This window comes from Moritella dasanensis ArB 0140 (assembly GCF_000276805.1).
GTDB classification, from domain to species: Bacteria; Pseudomonadota; Gammaproteobacteria; order Enterobacterales; family Moritellaceae; genus Moritella; species Moritella dasanensis.
On the sequence record NZ_AKXQ01000012.1, the window covers coordinates 78603 to 94298 of the forward strand.

General features: G+C 40.7%; 13 protein-coding genes. All 13 read left to right on the forward strand.

The window, feature by feature from the left end; translation table 11 throughout:
- The first annotated feature begins 111 nt into the window (after positions 1–111).
- Entirely contained in the window at positions 112–1668 is a 1557-nt protein-coding gene (locus tag A923_RS0111750) for a phospholipase D-like domain-containing protein (protein ID WP_017221875.1), read from the forward strand.
- A 340-nt stretch (positions 1669–2008) separates the two neighbouring features.
- Positions 2009–5209, forward strand: coding sequence for an HD domain-containing phosphohydrolase (locus A923_RS0111755; protein ID WP_017221876.1), 3201 nt, complete (start codon positions 2009–2011; stop codon positions 5207–5209).
- Between the two features lie 241 nt (positions 5210–5450).
- Positions 5451–6245 (forward strand): nucleoside triphosphate pyrophosphohydrolase, encoded by a 795-nt coding sequence (mazG, locus tag A923_RS0111760; RefSeq protein ID WP_017221877.1) that lies wholly within the window; start codon positions 5451–5453, stop codon positions 6243–6245.
- Positions 6246–6397: 152 nt separating this feature from the next.
- Positions 6398–8035, forward strand: coding sequence for a CTP synthase (locus A923_RS0111765; RefSeq protein WP_017221878.1), 1638 nt, complete (start codon positions 6398–6400; stop codon positions 8033–8035).
- 69 nt (positions 8036–8104) lie between these two features.
- Complete coding sequence (gene eno / locus A923_RS0111770; protein ID WP_017221879.1) at positions 8105–9406, forward strand: phosphopyruvate hydratase; 1302 nt, start codon at positions 8105–8107, stop codon at positions 9404–9406.
- A 125-nt stretch (positions 9407–9531) separates the two neighbouring features.
- Positions 9532–9813, forward strand: coding sequence for a cell division protein FtsB (ftsB, locus tag A923_RS0111775; RefSeq protein ID WP_017221880.1), 282 nt, complete (start codon positions 9532–9534; stop codon positions 9811–9813).
- Positions 9814–9822: 9 nt separating this feature from the next.
- On the forward strand, positions 9823–10524 hold the full coding sequence (gene ispD, locus A923_RS0111780; protein WP_017221881.1) for a 2-C-methyl-D-erythritol 4-phosphate cytidylyltransferase: 702 nt from the start codon (positions 9823–9825) through the stop codon (positions 10522–10524).
- Positions 10525–10542: 18 nt separating this feature from the next.
- Complete coding sequence (gene ispF, locus A923_RS0111785; RefSeq protein WP_017221882.1) at positions 10543–11022, forward strand: 2-C-methyl-D-erythritol 2,4-cyclodiphosphate synthase; 480 nt, start codon at positions 10543–10545, stop codon at positions 11020–11022.
- A gap of 44 nt (positions 11023–11066) precedes the next feature.
- The gene (gene truD, locus A923_RS0111790; RefSeq protein WP_026006216.1) at positions 11067–12122 is read left to right on the forward strand and encodes a tRNA pseudouridine(13) synthase TruD; all 1056 of its coding nucleotides are present in this window, start codon (positions 11067–11069) and stop codon (positions 12120–12122) included.
- On the forward strand, positions 12119–12760 hold the full coding sequence (locus tag A923_RS0111795) for a protein-L-isoaspartate(D-aspartate) O-methyltransferase (RefSeq protein WP_017221884.1): 642 nt from the start codon (positions 12119–12121) through the stop codon (positions 12758–12760). Before truD ends, A923_RS0111795 begins: the two co-directional genes overlap by 4 nt.
- Positions 12761–12815: 55 nt before the next feature.
- A complete protein-coding gene (locus A923_RS0111800; protein WP_017221885.1) occupies positions 12816–13754 on the forward strand; it encodes a peptidoglycan DD-metalloendopeptidase family protein in 939 nt (312 codons plus the stop codon).
- A 69-nt stretch (positions 13755–13823) separates the two neighbouring features.
- On the forward strand, positions 13824–14783 hold the full coding sequence (rpoS, locus tag A923_RS0111805; RefSeq protein ID WP_017221886.1) for an RNA polymerase sigma factor RpoS: 960 nt from the start codon (positions 13824–13826) through the stop codon (positions 14781–14783).
- A gap of 213 nt (positions 14784–14996) precedes the next feature.
- A complete protein-coding gene (locus tag A923_RS0111810) occupies positions 14997–15680 on the forward strand; it encodes a hypothetical protein (RefSeq protein WP_017221887.1) in 684 nt (227 codons plus the stop codon).
- Positions 15681–15696: the final 16 nt, after the last annotated feature.

Below are 15696 nucleotides of genomic sequence, written 5' to 3' on the forward strand. Positions count from 1 at the left end.
AATCTGGATACCCTAATAGGGAGGGTGAATACAAATATTGATTGTATTCACCCTCCCTTAATTTTATCTAAAACACAGCTGTAAATGGATTTTATTTGTTAAGGAAGGCCAATGATCTATCACTCAATTTCTAATTTACACAAACGTGTGGCACTCCTCGCAGCCTCTCTGTTTCTACTTTCAGCTTGTAGTAGCAAGCCTATTCAATTTCCTGAATCGCAAACAAATTATTGCGCTGATATCACGCGTAACAATGGCCCAATGCTGGGTGAATATCTTAAACCGGTTGAGAATAAAATGGTTGCTCAGACCGGAGTATACGTACTAGAGCAAGGCATAGAGGCTATGTTGTCTCGAGCTTGGTTAACGGAACGTGCTGAAAAAACAATTGATGTACAATATTTTATTTTTTCTACTGATAATATTGGTTTGATTGCCGCGGATTACTTGGTCAGAGCTGCTGAGCGTGGCATTAAAGTGCGGGTTCTCGTTGATGATATTATGGTTGAAGCCAATGGCGAAGATTTATTAACCTTGGCTAAGCATGAAAACATATCAATAAAAATTTATAATCCGATGCTTAATATTGGTAAGAACTTCTTTGATAAAGCGATTAATTTAACGACTAACTTCCATCAGCTAAATCAGCGTATGCACAATAAAACCTTTACGGTTGATGGACAAGTCTCTATCACTGGTGGACGTAATGTTGCTGATGAGTATTTTGGCTACGACCACGAATATAACTTCCGTGATCGTGATGTATTACTCGTTGGCGGCGTTGCTAATGATATTCAAATGTCATTTGATCATTTTTGGAAAGATGAATTAAGCGTCGATGTACAAGCGTTAATTAAGGAAAGTGAGCAATCTTCTGTTCCTCCAAACTTTACCGCTTTACATGAATATGCCTGTGATCCCAGCAACTTTGTACCCAGTGTCAGAGAAAAAATTAAAAACATACCGTTAGCCATCGAAGAAATACAACAAAAACAAGAACTACAATGGTTAACTGATGTGGAATATATCACGGATATACCGGGTAAAAATGACCAAACTGAATTTTTAGGCGGTAGTGGTATTGCAACTGAGCGTTTAGTGGAATTACTACAAACAGCAACAAAATCGGTGGTGATCCAGACGCCTTATTTGATCACCACAAAACATACCCGTCAGCATTTTAAGCAATTGGTCGATAAAGGCGTTGAAGTGAAGATCTTGACGAATAGCCTAGCATCAAATGATAATTTAGAGGCATTTAGTGGTTATCAACGAAATAGAAAAAAATTGCTAAAAACCGGGGTGGAAATTTATGAATTTAAGCCGGATGCTGAGATCCGTCGTAAGATCATGTCGGAAGTCATGCAAGAACAGCTTGAACAACCGCCTATATTTGGATTACATGCCAAAACAATGGTTATCGATGATGACATTGCAGTGATCGGTACTTTTAATCTTGATCCCCGTAGCACTCACCTTAACACTGAAAACTTTGTGATTATTCCATCTAAAAAAATGGCTGGCGAAGTGAAAAAAGGCATGCTGGAAGAAATGCAGCCGGAAAATGCGTGGCGAATTAGTCTTGATTGGAATCCTGACGGTCAAGTAAGTAAATTTAAGCAACTAGGGGTAAAGCTTAGAAGGCTTGTGCCTAAAAATTTACTTTAATTCAAATGTTACCTTCAAGCGACAAACTGAACCAATAGGACCGTGTGTCGAGTAAGTGTTTGTATTAATTGTTATTTTAAGTAAGTGTTATGATTATATGGTAAACACTAAAACCAGTGTTAGTTGTATAGCACTGGTTTTTTCACTCTAATTCTAGTCATGTGAACGTTAACGAAGTGCCGTTGTTACAGTTTTTATTTCTTTAAAATTCAATTGTTTACTTCTGTAAATAGAATTGTTGATAGATATAATTTCAACTATATTTAGTTTAGATAAACTATTTTAATAGTTTAATGTATTTTATAACAATATCAGTAATTGTATTTAGGGATGAACTACAATGAAACAGACTAAGTTTTCACTTCGCTTTACCGTGGGTGGGATGTTTTTACTTGCGACAATATTAACCACGATAGTTGCGGTATCGCTGCAGTATCATTTTAGTAAAAAAATCGCGACAGAACAGACCTTATCCATGCTTTCGATGTCCTCTGCTGAGCTAAGTGAGTATGTTCAAGACTTAGAGTCTGATGCGATGAATACTGCTAAGCTGCTAGCTTCTGTTAGCCGTACTGTTGATATGGCTACCGGTGAGATTGATATCCGTAATATATTAGCGGAATCAATGGTAGATAATCCGTTGTTTTATAGTATTTATATTGGTTCTGCTGATAATAATTTTTATCAAGTAATTAACTTAAATTCTTCCCCTTTAGTGCGAAAGAAACTGCTCACAGAAAAAAGTGACCGTTGGGTGGTTATTAAAATTACTGGCAGTAAAGAACAACGTATTCGTGAGACTTATTATTATGATGACGCATTTTTATTACGCGAGTTAAAGGCGACTAAAAGTAACTACTTCCCCACCGAAAGACCTTGGTATATAACATCAAACCTTGATGTGGTATCAAAAACTAAACCCTATTTATTTCAACATTTAAAGATCACTGGGCAAACTTACTCTTTGGCGTTTACATCGAAACAGGGGAATAAAGAAACCCATGTTCTGGGTATTGATATCGTCCTTTCATCTCTTGCAAAAAAGCTTTCTGTTAGTGCGCTTAACCTTGGCGAAAATAGTGATGTTGAATCATTTATTTACCTTAAGTCTGGTGATGTTATTGCCTCGAATCGTAAAAATAATGATGAGATAAAAATACCAGTCGCTAAGCCACTTGATTTAAGCCCAGCGCAAGAACGTATCTTGAGCTCGACCATGCCCATCAAAATGTCGAATCAAAATGATTGGGCTCCGATTGATTTTACCGCGTCTGGACAGCCCAAGGGCTATGCCATTGACGTCATGATGCTGATTGCAGATATGACCGGAATTGATTTTGAGTTTATTAATGGTTTTTCGTGGGCGGAGCTCGTTAATAAATATAAAGATGGTTCACTCGATGGCTTACATTCATTACAACATTCGAATGCAAGTAACATTGTTGGTATCTATTCTGAGCCTTTGTACGACTTACCCTTTTCATTCGTCACCAAAGACAATAGGCCAGACATACGTAGCTATGCCGAGCTGAAAGGGAAGAAAGTTGCGATATCATCAGGTTGGTCTATTGTGCCATTACTAAGACGTGACTTTCCTAGCGTTGAATTGATTGAATACTCAACGCTAAAAGCGGGCTTTGAATCTGTTGCTTTAGGCGAGACATATGCGTTACTTGATAGTCGAGCGGTACTCAATGCTGGGTTAACGCAGTATTTCTATCAAGATCTGCAATTACATCAAGAGGTCAAAACGTTAAATACAGGTTACTCTTCAACGTTTCACATTGTGTTGAATCCTAAATACGATGCATTAATTCCTATTATTAACTTAGCAATCCGTAATATTAGCCAAGCGCAGCGTCAAGCGTTGAAAAGTAAATGGATGGATAATCTAGGTTTAATGACCGGGGATATTATGATCCCTTATCCTGAGTTATTAATATTGACCAAGCAAAAAAATCTATATGGCAAGATTATCGAAAGACAGATTGATGGCCAAGCTCGATTTGTCTATATTAGCCCGATCGATGTTGATGCCAGCGAATTTTTCACCGTCATTATCCCCAAAGAAGTTATCTACAGTGACGTCACCAAGCGGGTCGCGGTATCGATTGGTATCACGATTAGTATTATGTTGTTGATATTGCCACTGGCATGGATATTTGGTGGGCCGATTGTTCGCCCTATCTATCTGTTACGTTTACAAGCTCAGAAAATAAAAAATCGCGAATATGATTCAGTAGAAATTGTCGATACTCGTATTAAAGAAATTTGGGAACTATCGAAGTCGTTCACTGAGATGTCATTGGTATTGAAAAAACATGAACTAGCACAAGAAGAATTTTTAGAGGCGTTTATTAAACTGATTGCGCAAGCTATTGATGATAAGTCTGCTTATACTGCTGCGCATTGTAATCGCGTACCTGAGCTGGGCATGATGCTAGCAGAAGCGGCTGAACAATGTGACTCAGTATTATTTAAGGACTTCAAATTTGCTAATGCCGATGAAAAGCGTGAGTTTAGAATTGCTGCTTGGTTACATGATTGCGGCAAAATAACGACACCAGAACATATTGTCGATAAAGGCAGTAAATTAGAGACTAATTATAACCGTATTCATGAAGTGAGAATGCGTTTTGAAGTACTCTGGCGCGATGCTGAAATTATAGCGCTTAAACAACAATTGGTAACACCACAAAATAAAGCCGAGATTGATAGCGCGTTGCAGCAAAAACAACAGCAATTGATGAATGATTTTGAGTTCATTGCGACCTCAAATGTGGGGGGCGAATTTATGAGTGACGATAAAGTGGCGCGAATAAAAACTCTTTCGACACAAACATGGTTGCGTCATTTTGATGATAATCTCGGGCTATCACCAATAGAAGAATTAGGTAAAGCAACAGTGTCATCAACGTTACCAGTTGTGGAACGGTTGCTAGCCGATAAAGCTGAACATATTATTAAGCGTGAGCGTAAGACTGAATTTGAGCCTAAATACGGTATTAAAATGGCTGTGCCCGAACATCAATATAACTTAGGTGAAGTATATAATTTAACGATCAGTCGAGGCACTTTAACGGTGGAAGACAGGTTTAAGATTAACGAGCATATGATCAGTACGATTAAGATGTTAGATAATCTCCCTTTCCCTCCAGAATTGAGCCGTGTTCCGCGTTATGCTTCAACGCATCATGAAACGCTAAAAGGTACGGGTTATCCTCGTCAGCTGACCGGGGAAGACCTGTCAATTCCTGAACGTATCTTGGTGATCGCGGATATTTTTGAAGCCTTAACCGCCTCGGACCGCCCTTATAAGAAAGCCAAGCCGGTTAGTGTCGCAGTGGACATCATGTACAAAATGGCCTTAGACCAGCATTTGGATATCGAGTTATTTAAGCTATTTTTACAAAGTGGTACACACATTAAGTATGCCCAAGAATACCTGAAACCTGAGCAATTAGATGAGGTTGATATAAGTAAGTATCTGCAACCCCAACAAATCGATGAAACGGGTATAAGTCAAAAATTGACTGCTTAATTGCCATTCTCCCACGCGGCAAGTCACTTGTAGGTGACTTGTCGCGCGTTATCTCTCTCGCCTCGAACATTTAAGTTGTCTATATTGACTAAAAACAGTCCACTGCAAATATACGCTATATCATTATATACTCGCTGATAAACCATTTACTTTTGGTTTAAGGGGGGTTTATGGCTTAGCATCACATCATGAGTCTCGATCTTCGCCCTTTAGCTGAAAAATTGAATTAATAGGATTTATTTTGAAAGAAAAGTACACGATCAATGATTTACGTAAAATGGTTGAACAATTACGTAACCCAGATACAGGTTGCCCTTGGCATTTACAGCAAAATTTTGCCTCTATCACCAAATTCACCCTAGAGGAAGCTTATGAAGTGGTTGATAGTATAGAAAATAATGATATTAAAGGACTAGAGGGAGAGCTTGGTGATTTACTCTACCACGTGCTTTATTACGCTGAACTTGGTCAGGAACAAGCCTTATTTAGCTTTGATGATGTTATCCAACAGCTCGCTGCGAAATTAACACAACGTCACCCGCATGTTTTTGGTGAAATAAAACTACAGTCTGAATCTGAAATAGTCGCCGCATGGCAAAAACAGAAGTCTAAAGAACGTTTAGATAGTCATAAAAATACCGTGCAGCACAGTGCATTAGACAATATACCGAACGCATTACCAGCCTTGGTCAGAGCAGCTAAAATACAGCAGCGAGCTGCCGATGTGAAATTTGATTTTGAACATTATAAGCAAGCATTATCAAAGGTTTATGAGGAAGTCGATGAAGTGGTTGAAGAAGCCGATGCAGCGGTCATAGATACGGATAAACTAGAAGAAGAATTAGGCGATCTGTTGTTCTCTGTGGTGAATGTTACACGCCACTTAAAGCAAGACCCTGAGCAAGCACTCAGGAAGGCAAATGAAAAGTTTGAAAAAAGATTTAGACAGGTAGAAGTACTTGCCTTACAGAATGGTAAGTCATTAAGTGACTGTTCTATAAGTGAAATGGAATCATTTTGGCAAGAAGTGAAATAAAATTACAACATATGATCTACCGCACAGTTCTCTAAAAACGGCAATGCTATACTTGTCAACATTGTGGGATGAAGGGGATTTGTTTATAATGTCGTCCCTTCTGGTATATGTTCAATAATACACATTAATCCCCTAACAACTTCAGGTTATGTATGACAACTAAGTACGTTTTTGTTACTGGTGGGGTAGTATCCTCATTAGGTAAAGGTATTGCGGCAGCATCATTAGCAGCTATTTTAGAAGCACGTGGCTTAAACGTCACAATGATGAAACTAGACCCTTACATTAACATTGATCCGGGCACAATGAGCCCGATTCAACATGGTGAAGTATTCGTAACGGACGATGGTGCTGAGACCGATCTAGATCTAGGTCACTATGAGCGCTTTATTCGTACTCACATGACTAAACGTAATAACTTTACAACAGGTAAAGTGTATTCATCAGTGCTTGCTAAAGAGCGTCGTGGTGATTACTTAGGTGCAACGATTCAGGTTATTCCACATATTACTAACGAGATCAAAGAACGCGTAATCGCGGGCAGTGAAGGCTTTGATATTGCAGTAGTAGAAGTGGGTGGCACGGTAGGTGATATTGAATCACAACCTTTCCTAGAAGCATTACGTCAAATGGGCGTGCAACTAGGTCGTGATAACACCATGTTTATGCATTTGACTCTGGTACCTTATTTGGGTGCTGCGGGCGAAGTTAAAACAAAACCAACACAACACTCAGTGAAAGAGTTACGTTCAATTGGTATTCAGCCTGACATCCTAATTTGTCGTTCTGATCGTAATGTACCAGCGAACGAACGCGCTAAGATCTCGTTATTCTGTAACGTAGAAGAAAAAGCCGTTATCTCACTGAAAGATGTGGACAGTATTTATAAAATTCCTGCGCTATTAAAAGCACAAGGTTTAGACGAGTTAGTTGTTAAGCGTTTCGGTTTAACTGCACCAGAAGCCGATCTAGCTGAGTGGGAACAAGTTATTTTTGAAGAAGCTAACCCAACTGATGAACTTGTTATCGGTATGGTTGGTAAATACATCGAACTACCAGATGCTTACAAATCAGTAAATGAAGCACTTAAACATGGTGGTTTGAAAAACCGTTTCAGCGTGAAAATCAAATATATTGATTCACAAGATCTTGAAGCGAAAGGCACTGACATCCTTAAAACTGTCGACGGTATCTTGGTACCTGGTGGTTTCGGTGAACGTGGCGTTGAAGGTAAAATTCTTGCAGCGAAATTTGCACGTGAAAACAAGGTTCCTTACTTTGGTATCTGTTTAGGTATGCAAGTAGCGTTAATCGAATTCGCACGTAATGTTGCTGGTCTAGAAGGCGCACATTCAACAGAATTTAACCCAGACACTAAATACCCTGTAGTAGGTTTAATTACAGAGTGGATTGACGAATCAGGTAACGTTGAAGAACGTACTGGTAAATCTGATCTGGGTGGTACTATGCGTTTAGGTGCTCAACTATGTCATCTTAAAGCGGGTAGTAAAGTAAGAGAAATGTACGGTAGTGCGACGATTAAAGAACGTCATCGTCACCGTTATGAAGTTAACAACAATCTTCTTCCTCAAATCGAAAAAGCAGGCCTAAAAGTAACAGGTTTATCTGCTGATAAGAAATTGGTAGAGATTGTTGAGAATCCGAATCATCCTTGGTTTGTTGCTGCGCAATTCCACCCGGAATTTACTTCAACACCACGAGATGGTCACGCATTATTTGAAGGATTCATTAATGCTGCTGGTGAAAATAAAAAATCATCAACTAGCTAATCAGAGATTTTAATATTAGTGTCGCGGTAACGCGGCATACTTAAATTTTTAATAGTTAAGGAAATCAAAATGTCTAAGATCGTTAAAGTTCTAGGTCGTGAAATCATGGATTCACGTGGTAACCCAACTGTAGAAGCTGAAGTTCATCTTGCTGACGGTTCTATCGGTATGGCTGCTGCTCCATCTGGCGCATCAACTGGTTCACGTGAAGCACTTGAATTACGTGATGGCGATAAAGCGCGTTACTTAGGTAAAGGCGTACTTAAAGCTGTTGCTGCTGTAAATGGTCCAATCGCTGAAGCGTTAGCTGGTAAAGATGCACTAGCACAAGCTGAGCTTGATCAAATTATGATCGACCTAGATGGCACTGAAAACAAAGCTTTATTTGGCGCAAACGCGATCTTAGCTGTTTCTTTAGCTGCAGCTAAAGCTGCTGCAATCTCTAAGAAAGTACCTCTTTATGCTCACATTGCTGATCTAAACGGTACTCCTGGTGTTTACTCTATGCCTCTTCCAATGATGAACATCATCAACGGTGGCGAGCATGCTGATAACTCAGTAGACATCCAAGAATTCATGATCCAACCTGTTGGCGCTGCAAACTTCCGCGAAGGTCTACGTATGGGTGCTGAAGTATTCCATAGCCTTGCTAAAGTACTTAAAGCTGCTGGTCATTCAACAGCTGTTGGTGATGAAGGTGGTTTTGCTCCTAACTTAGAATCAAACGAAGCTGCACTTGCTGCAATTAAAGTTGCTGTTGCAAACGCTGGTTATGAACTAGGTAAAGACATCACTCTAGCGATGGATTGTGCTGCTTCTGAGTTCTACAACAAAGAAACTGGTAACTACGAGCTTACTGGTGAAGGTAAAACTTTCACTGCTGAAGAGTTCAACTTCTTCTTACAAGATCTTACTAACAAGTATCCAATCGTTTCTATCGAAGATGGTCTTGACGAGTCTGATTGGGTTGGTTTCAAACACCAAACTGACCTTCTTGGTGATAAAATTCAATTAGTTGGTGACGATTTATTCGTAACTAACACTAAGATCCTTAAGCGTGGTATTGATGAAGGTATTACTAACTCTATCTTAATCAAGTTTAACCAAATCGGTTCTTTAACTGAAACTTTAGCTGCAATCAAAATGGCTAAAGACGCTGGTTTCACTGTTGTTATCTCTCACCGTTCAGGTGAAACTGAAGATTCAACAATTGCTGATCTAGCGGTTGGTACTGCTGCAGGCCAAATCAAAACGGGTTCATTGAGCCGTTCTGATCGTGTTGCTAAGTACAACCAACTTCTACGTATCGAAGAAGCACTAGGTTCAAAAGCACCATACAACGGTCTTAAAGAGGTTAAGGGTCAAGCTTAATTCGCTTAGCACTTAATTCTGAATAGATTAAAAAACCCGCTTTATAGCGGGTTTTTTTTATTTATACGCTAACCAATCCAGCCATAATATGTGACAATAACTGATTCATTTACGGGATGATTGTCATGCGCCTGCTTTATTTTGTATTAATCTTAATTCTCAGCTTATTGCTCTATCATTTTATTGCCGGAAATAACGGTGTGATGGACTACAAGCGTATCGAACGTGAAGTCGATCTCCAGTACACCAATAATCAAGTTTTAATTGAACGTAATACCGCGCTAAAAAACGAGATCTTAGATCTGCGTAATGGCAACGATGCGATTGAAGAACGTACCCGTAATGAACTGGGTATGATTAAAGAAGGGGAAACCTTCTACCGTATTATTAATGATGATAATAACTAGGCGACAGAGATGACTGAACAATTTATTGCGGTTGTCCCAGCCGCGGGTGTCGGCGCACGTATGGGCGCAAATATTCCCAAGCAATACTTGATGCTAGAAAATAAAACCGTTATTGAACATACGCTAACTGCGTTATTAGGCCACCCTCGTATTAACAAAGTTGTTGTTGCGTTGGGACATGAAGATGGTTGGTTTGCTGATCTCGCGATTGCGAACGACCCTGCCATTATTCGTGTTAATGGCGGTAAAGAACGCGCTGATTCAGTATTAGCGGGATTACAGGCCTGCCAGTCATATAACTGGGTATTAGTCCATGATGCTGCACGACCTTGTCTTACTCACGTTGATATCGATAATTTAATTCTTGGCGCACTCGACTCTGATCATGGTGCTATTCTTGGTAGCCAGGTTCGCGATACGATGAAACGTACTGATGCTCAAGGTAATATTATTGCCACTGTGGATCGTGAGTTATTGTGGCACGCGTTAACGCCACAAATGTTTCCGGTTAAATTGCTGACTGATGCACTCACCAGTGGTTTAGCTGATAATGCTAATATTACCGATGAAGCATCCGCAATTGAATTATTAGGTTTAACCCCTAAGATGGTGGTTGGCCGCGCTGATAATATTAAAATTACCCGTCCTGAAGACATGCCGCTAGCGACGCTTTTTTTACAGCAGCTAACGCAAAAGAATAATCATGAATAATCATAGGGAAGAGAGATAATGTTTAGAATTGGCCATGGTTTTGACGTACATAAATTTGGTAATGCAGGCCCGGTAATGATTAACGGTGTCGCTATTCCTTATGAACAAGGTTTCTTAGCGCATTCCGATGGTGATGTTGCATTACATGCCATCTGTGATGCCTTACTTGGCGCGTTAGCGCTGGGCGATATAGGGCATCACTTCCCTGATACATCAGCAGAATTTGAAAACATTGATAGCCGCATCTTATTACGCGATGTGTTTAGTAAAGTGAAGGAACTGGGTTATCGCATTGGTAATCTAGATGTCACCATTATTGCTCAGGCACCGAAGATTGCACCCCACATTCAAGCGATGCGAGCGGTATTAAGTACTGATCTTGAAACTGACATCGGTACGGTAAATGTCAAAGCGACGACGACAGAAAAACTGGGTTTTACAGGGCGTAAAGAAGGCGTGGCATGTGAAGCTGTCGTGCTATTAATGAAAAATACATAAGCGAAACGAAATTAATGCAAACTAACCTTAATGCGGAGAACAAAATGCTTCCTGAATTTGAATATTTATACGGCAAACCTACTATTACAGGTTTTATTAAGCAGGAAGCTGCCGATTTTGTGGTTATTGAAGACCTTGGCTTTGAATTAACGGGTGAAGGTGAACATATCTTTATCTCTATTCGCAAAGAAGGTGAAAACACCCAATATGTTGCGCGTGCACTAGCTAAAGCCGCAGGCGTGGCGGATAAACATGTGAGCTATGCTGGCCTGAAAGATCGCCATGCTATTACCGAACAATGGTTTGGCATTCATATGCCGGGTAAAGAAACGCCTGATTTTTCGAGTGTTGAAACAGACCAAATTACAGTATTAAAAATCGTTCGTCATAACAAAAAACTGCGTACCGGTGCCCTTAAAGGTAATCAGTTTACTTTAAAGTTGACTGATTTGAGCTGCACAGATGGTCTTGAAGAACGTTTAGAAAAAATCAAAACAGTGGGTGTGCCGAATTATTTTGGTGAGCAGCGTTTTGGCCGTAATGGCAGTAATATTACCGCAGCCCAAGAGATGTTTGCAGGCAAAACAATTAGAGACCGTAACAAGCGTAGTTTTTATATTTCTGCTGCACGTAGTTTGATCTTTAATGCCGTGGTGAGTGAACGCATTAGCCAAGCAAAATGGCAGACACCAATGCCGGGTGATTGTTTGGTTTTACAAGGTTCGAACTCATTCTTTGCTGAAGAAACCTTAACTGACGATATCATTGAGCGTGTTGCCCAAGGTGCTTTACAATTATCCGCACCGCTAGTGGGCAAGGGTAATAGCAGCGCGATGAGTGACGCGTTAGCATTTGAAGATACGATCATCGCGCAATATCCAGAGTTGCTTGAAGGGCTTGTTGCTGCAGGCTTGCGTCAAGAACGTAAAGCGTTAATATTACGCCCGCAAAACTTTAGCTATGAACTTGCTGAGAATAGCTTAACGGTGAGTTTCTATCTGCCATCAGGTTGTTTTGCAACAAGTGTGGTGCGTGAATTGATTGAAGAGAAATTCGTTGTTCGTCATTTTGACCAAGAAGTTAAATCAGGAGACGTATGATCCAACTGGGTAATACAGGCGTAGCAGGGCAGCGTATAAAATCGTTGCTTGAACAACAAGGGATCCGAGCCCCAAGTGTATTAACTGCAATACAAGATACCCCACGTGACTATTTTGTCGAAGAAGCCTTTGCATTGCAGGCATGGGGTAATCAAGCCTTGCCTATCGGCGCTGGACAAACGATTTCTCAGCCTTACATCGTTGCTAGAATGACGGAACTGTTAATGCAAAGCAATCCACAGCGGGTGCTCGAAATTGGCACCGGCTCGGGTTACCAAACCGCTATTCTCGCGCAAGTATTTCCAAGGGTTTATTCGGTCGAGCGGATCCAAGCATTACAATGGCAAGCGAAACGCCGTTTAAAGAATTTGGACCTGCACAATGTGATGATGAAATACGGTGATGGCTGGCAAGGTTGGCAAAGTAAAGCGCCGTTTGATGCGATTATCGTTACCGCTGCGCCCGCTGCTGTACCGCAAGCATTATTAACGCAGTTAGCCGATGGTGGGCAACTTATTTTACCCTTGGGTGTCAAATCTCAAGTATTACAAGTTATCACCCGTAATGGCGATAGCTATACCAGTCAAAATGTTGAAAATGTACGCTTTGTGCCTTTAGTTCAAGGTGAATTAGCGTGAGTGTATTGTCGGTATGAAGTGCGAAGGAGATCGAATCAGGGAATCAGTTGCAGTGATGGTCAATCACAGTCTATTAAGTAATGTACGCCGGTGTCACCGATGGTATCGTATCGCGTTTTATTTATTGCTTGCGCAGTTAGTCGGTTGTTCTACAACTAATCATAACCCCGCGCCTGTCACCAGCGTTCAGGGTTATAAAGTAGAGCTCAGATCGCATATTAATACGCCGACTTACCGTGTTAGCAAAGGGGAAACCCTGTACGCGATCGCATGGCGAAGTAATCAAGATTTTAAATTTTTAGCTGCCTTAAATCAGATCCCTGATCCTTATCAAATTTACCCTGGTCAAGTATTAAAACTGAAAGGCAAAATCCCTGTGCCTGTTTATAAAAAACCGACTTCAGTGAAGACAGCTAAAACCACAAATCAGCACAAAAGTACCACTAAAACCAGTATTAAAGCACCGTCAAAGCCACTCGTTAAACCGGCTAAAACCAAAACGGTTATCGCGAAAGCAAGTTCTCCGGCTAAATATAAAGCGCCAGTGCCAAGTAAAGCACCCGTTAAAGCTAAGCCGCCAGTGAAAGTCGTGAAGCCCAAAGCCGTCGTCAGTAATAATAAGCTTAAATGGAGCTGGCCAGCGTCAGGTAAGTTAATTAGTACTTATTCGACGAGTAAGTCTGGTAACCAAGGGGTAAACATAGCGGGTTCATTGGGACGAAATATCATTGCGTCTGAAAATGGTCGCGTGGTTTATTCCGGTAGTGGTTTACGTGGTTACGGTAACCTTATTATTATTAAACATAACGATGATTACTTAAGCGCCTATGCCTACAACCAAAAGTTATTAGTGAAAGAGCAGCAATGGGTTAAGGCTGGTCAGAAGATCGCAACCATGGGTAACACTGGCCCTAATTCAGGTGCCGAATTGTATTTTGAGATCCGTTATCGTGGTAAACCGGTTAACCCAATGCGTTACTTGCCTAAGCGTTAAGCCCGACTGAAAGTGGTTTATTAGACTAATCTTAATAAGCTATTTACTGCAGTCAGGAGGCAATTCGTAATGAGCAAGATAACTGATGCAAATAAGTTAAACGTTGCAGATAATGAAGTATCTGATAACGCTAAAAAAGCACGTCCAGGGATGGAAAAATTTGAAGATGAACACCTCATTCCTAACGATGCAAAAAGCTTAGATGCAACGCAGCTTTATCTTGGGGAAATTGGATTTTCACCTCTGCTGACCGCAGAAGAAGAAGTTTTTTATGCACGCCGTTCATTGCGCGGCGATGCCAGTTCAAGAAAACGTATGATCGAAAGTAATCTGCGTTTAGTGGTTAAAATAGCAAGGCGCTATAATAACCGTGGGCTGGCTTTATTAGACCTGATTGAAGAAGGTAACCTAGGCCTGATAAGGGCTGTTGAGAAGTTTGACCCCGAGCGGGGATTTCGCTTCTCAACGTATGCGACATGGTGGATAAGACAAACCATTGAACGTGCCATCATGAATCAAACCCGCACCATTCGTTTACCTATCCACGTGGTTAAAGAGTTGAATGTTTACCTGCGTGCCGCGCGTGAACTGGCCCACGAGTTAGATCATGAACCTACCGCTGAAGACATTGCCGAAAAATTAGATAAGCCGGTTGCTGATGTCAGTAAAATGCTGCGTTTGAATGAACGGATCAGCTCGGTTGATACGCCTATCGGTGGTGACTCTGAAAAAGCATTATTAGACATCATATCGGATGATAAAGGTGACGGACCGGAAAGTTGTACCCAAAATGATGATATTAAATTTAGTATTGTGCGTTGGCTAGAAGAGCTGAACCCTAAGCAACGCGAAGTACTCGCAAGGCGCTTTGGGCTGCTCGGTTATGATGCTTCAACACTTGAGGATGTAGGGCATGAAATCGGTTTAACACGTGAGCGTGTCCGACAGATACAAGTTGAAGCGCTACGGCGATTACGTGAGGTGCTGGCCCAGCAAGGTTTATCGGTCGAAGCGTTATTTAGGCTTTAGCCTTCATGCAAGAGACTTTCCGCTATAGGAGAGGCCAAAGGCTCTAGTTGTTATTGAGTCGCTATTGAGTGATTAATCATTAAGAGTTTCCTAGTCTTAATGATTAGCACTTCAATCAGTCTTTATTCTTATTTTATTAAAATCAGTCATACTATTCATGCGTTTCTAGTATCTTAATACCTCTCTGCAAACATGGACTGTTTAAGGAAGGTTATGTTATCTATTCGTTTTTTATCTCGATTATGGTTCACACTCTTGTGCGTACTTTTCATTTCGTCATGCTCAACACAACGATTATTCATTAATAGCGATCTTCCCGTTATTGCTGATGATGCGAAATTCATTGTATTACCCACTGAAATACATGGCTTATCGGGTTCAAGAACAGAGCGAGAAGCGGTTTTTTATGCTTCTTTTGAAACAGCTTTCAAAGATAAAATAATAGATACTCCGAAACTCTCTTTACGCCTTAAGGACAATGATTTTGCCGATGTATCCTGGCGAATGAGCCATGCCATGCATCGGCTTGTTACTGACAACGCATGTTTGAGTTATACGCAAGGCTATCAATTAGCGCTTGCTAATGGTGAGGCAAATAGTAAATTTAGAGCGCTTGATCGAGATGTGTATCAATTAAGCCAGTGGTTACAGCAAGCTTATCAACTGCCTCGTGTCCCTGAATATATCGCGATTGCACACATAGATAGCATGGGCGTATCTCAAGCGGGGAAACTGATAAAATATCGGGTGATTGCGGGGATCTATTCTACAGAAAAACAAGCGCTGGAACGGGTTGTCAGTTATGTAGCAGAAAGCCCAAATCATCCTAAAGCCATTTTACATGACTTGGATAATTTGGGCTTTTTGATTTACCGTGAACTATTTAGGCTAGATTAGGTATAAGACGCTAAAT

Excerpts from the sequence above, each read along its gene's own strand:
- A923_RS0111750 (WP_017221875.1), top strand. The coding sequence starts at position 112 with ATGATCTATCACTCAATTTCTAATTTACACAAACGTGTGGCACTCCTC.
- A923_RS0111755 (WP_017221876.1), top strand. The coding sequence starts at position 2,009 with ATGAAACAGACTAAGTTTTCACTTCGCTTTACCGTGGGTGGGATGTTT.
- A923_RS0111765 (WP_017221878.1), top strand. The coding sequence starts at position 6,398 with ATGACAACTAAGTACGTTTTTGTTACTGGTGGGGTAGTATCCTCATTA.
- eno (WP_017221879.1), top strand. The coding sequence starts at position 8,105 with ATGTCTAAGATCGTTAAAGTTCTAGGTCGTGAAATCATGGATTCACGT.
- ftsB (WP_017221880.1), top strand. The coding sequence starts at position 9,532 with ATGCGCCTGCTTTATTTTGTATTAATCTTAATTCTCAGCTTATTGCTC.
- ispD (WP_017221881.1), top strand. The coding sequence starts at position 9,823 with ATGACTGAACAATTTATTGCGGTTGTCCCAGCCGCGGGTGTCGGCGCA.
- ispF (WP_017221882.1), top strand. The coding sequence starts at position 10,543 with ATGTTTAGAATTGGCCATGGTTTTGACGTACATAAATTTGGTAATGCA.
- truD (WP_026006216.1), top strand. The coding sequence starts at position 11,067 with ATGCTTCCTGAATTTGAATATTTATACGGCAAACCTACTATTACAGGT.
- A923_RS0111795 (WP_017221884.1), top strand. The coding sequence starts at position 12,119 with ATGATCCAACTGGGTAATACAGGCGTAGCAGGGCAGCGTATAAAATCG.
- A923_RS0111800 (WP_017221885.1), top strand. The coding sequence starts at position 12,816 with ATGGTCAATCACAGTCTATTAAGTAATGTACGCCGGTGTCACCGATGG.
- rpoS (WP_017221886.1), top strand. The coding sequence starts at position 13,824 with ATGAGCAAGATAACTGATGCAAATAAGTTAAACGTTGCAGATAATGAA.
- A923_RS0111810 (WP_017221887.1), top strand. The coding sequence starts at position 14,997 with ATGTTATCTATTCGTTTTTTATCTCGATTATGGTTCACACTCTTGTGC.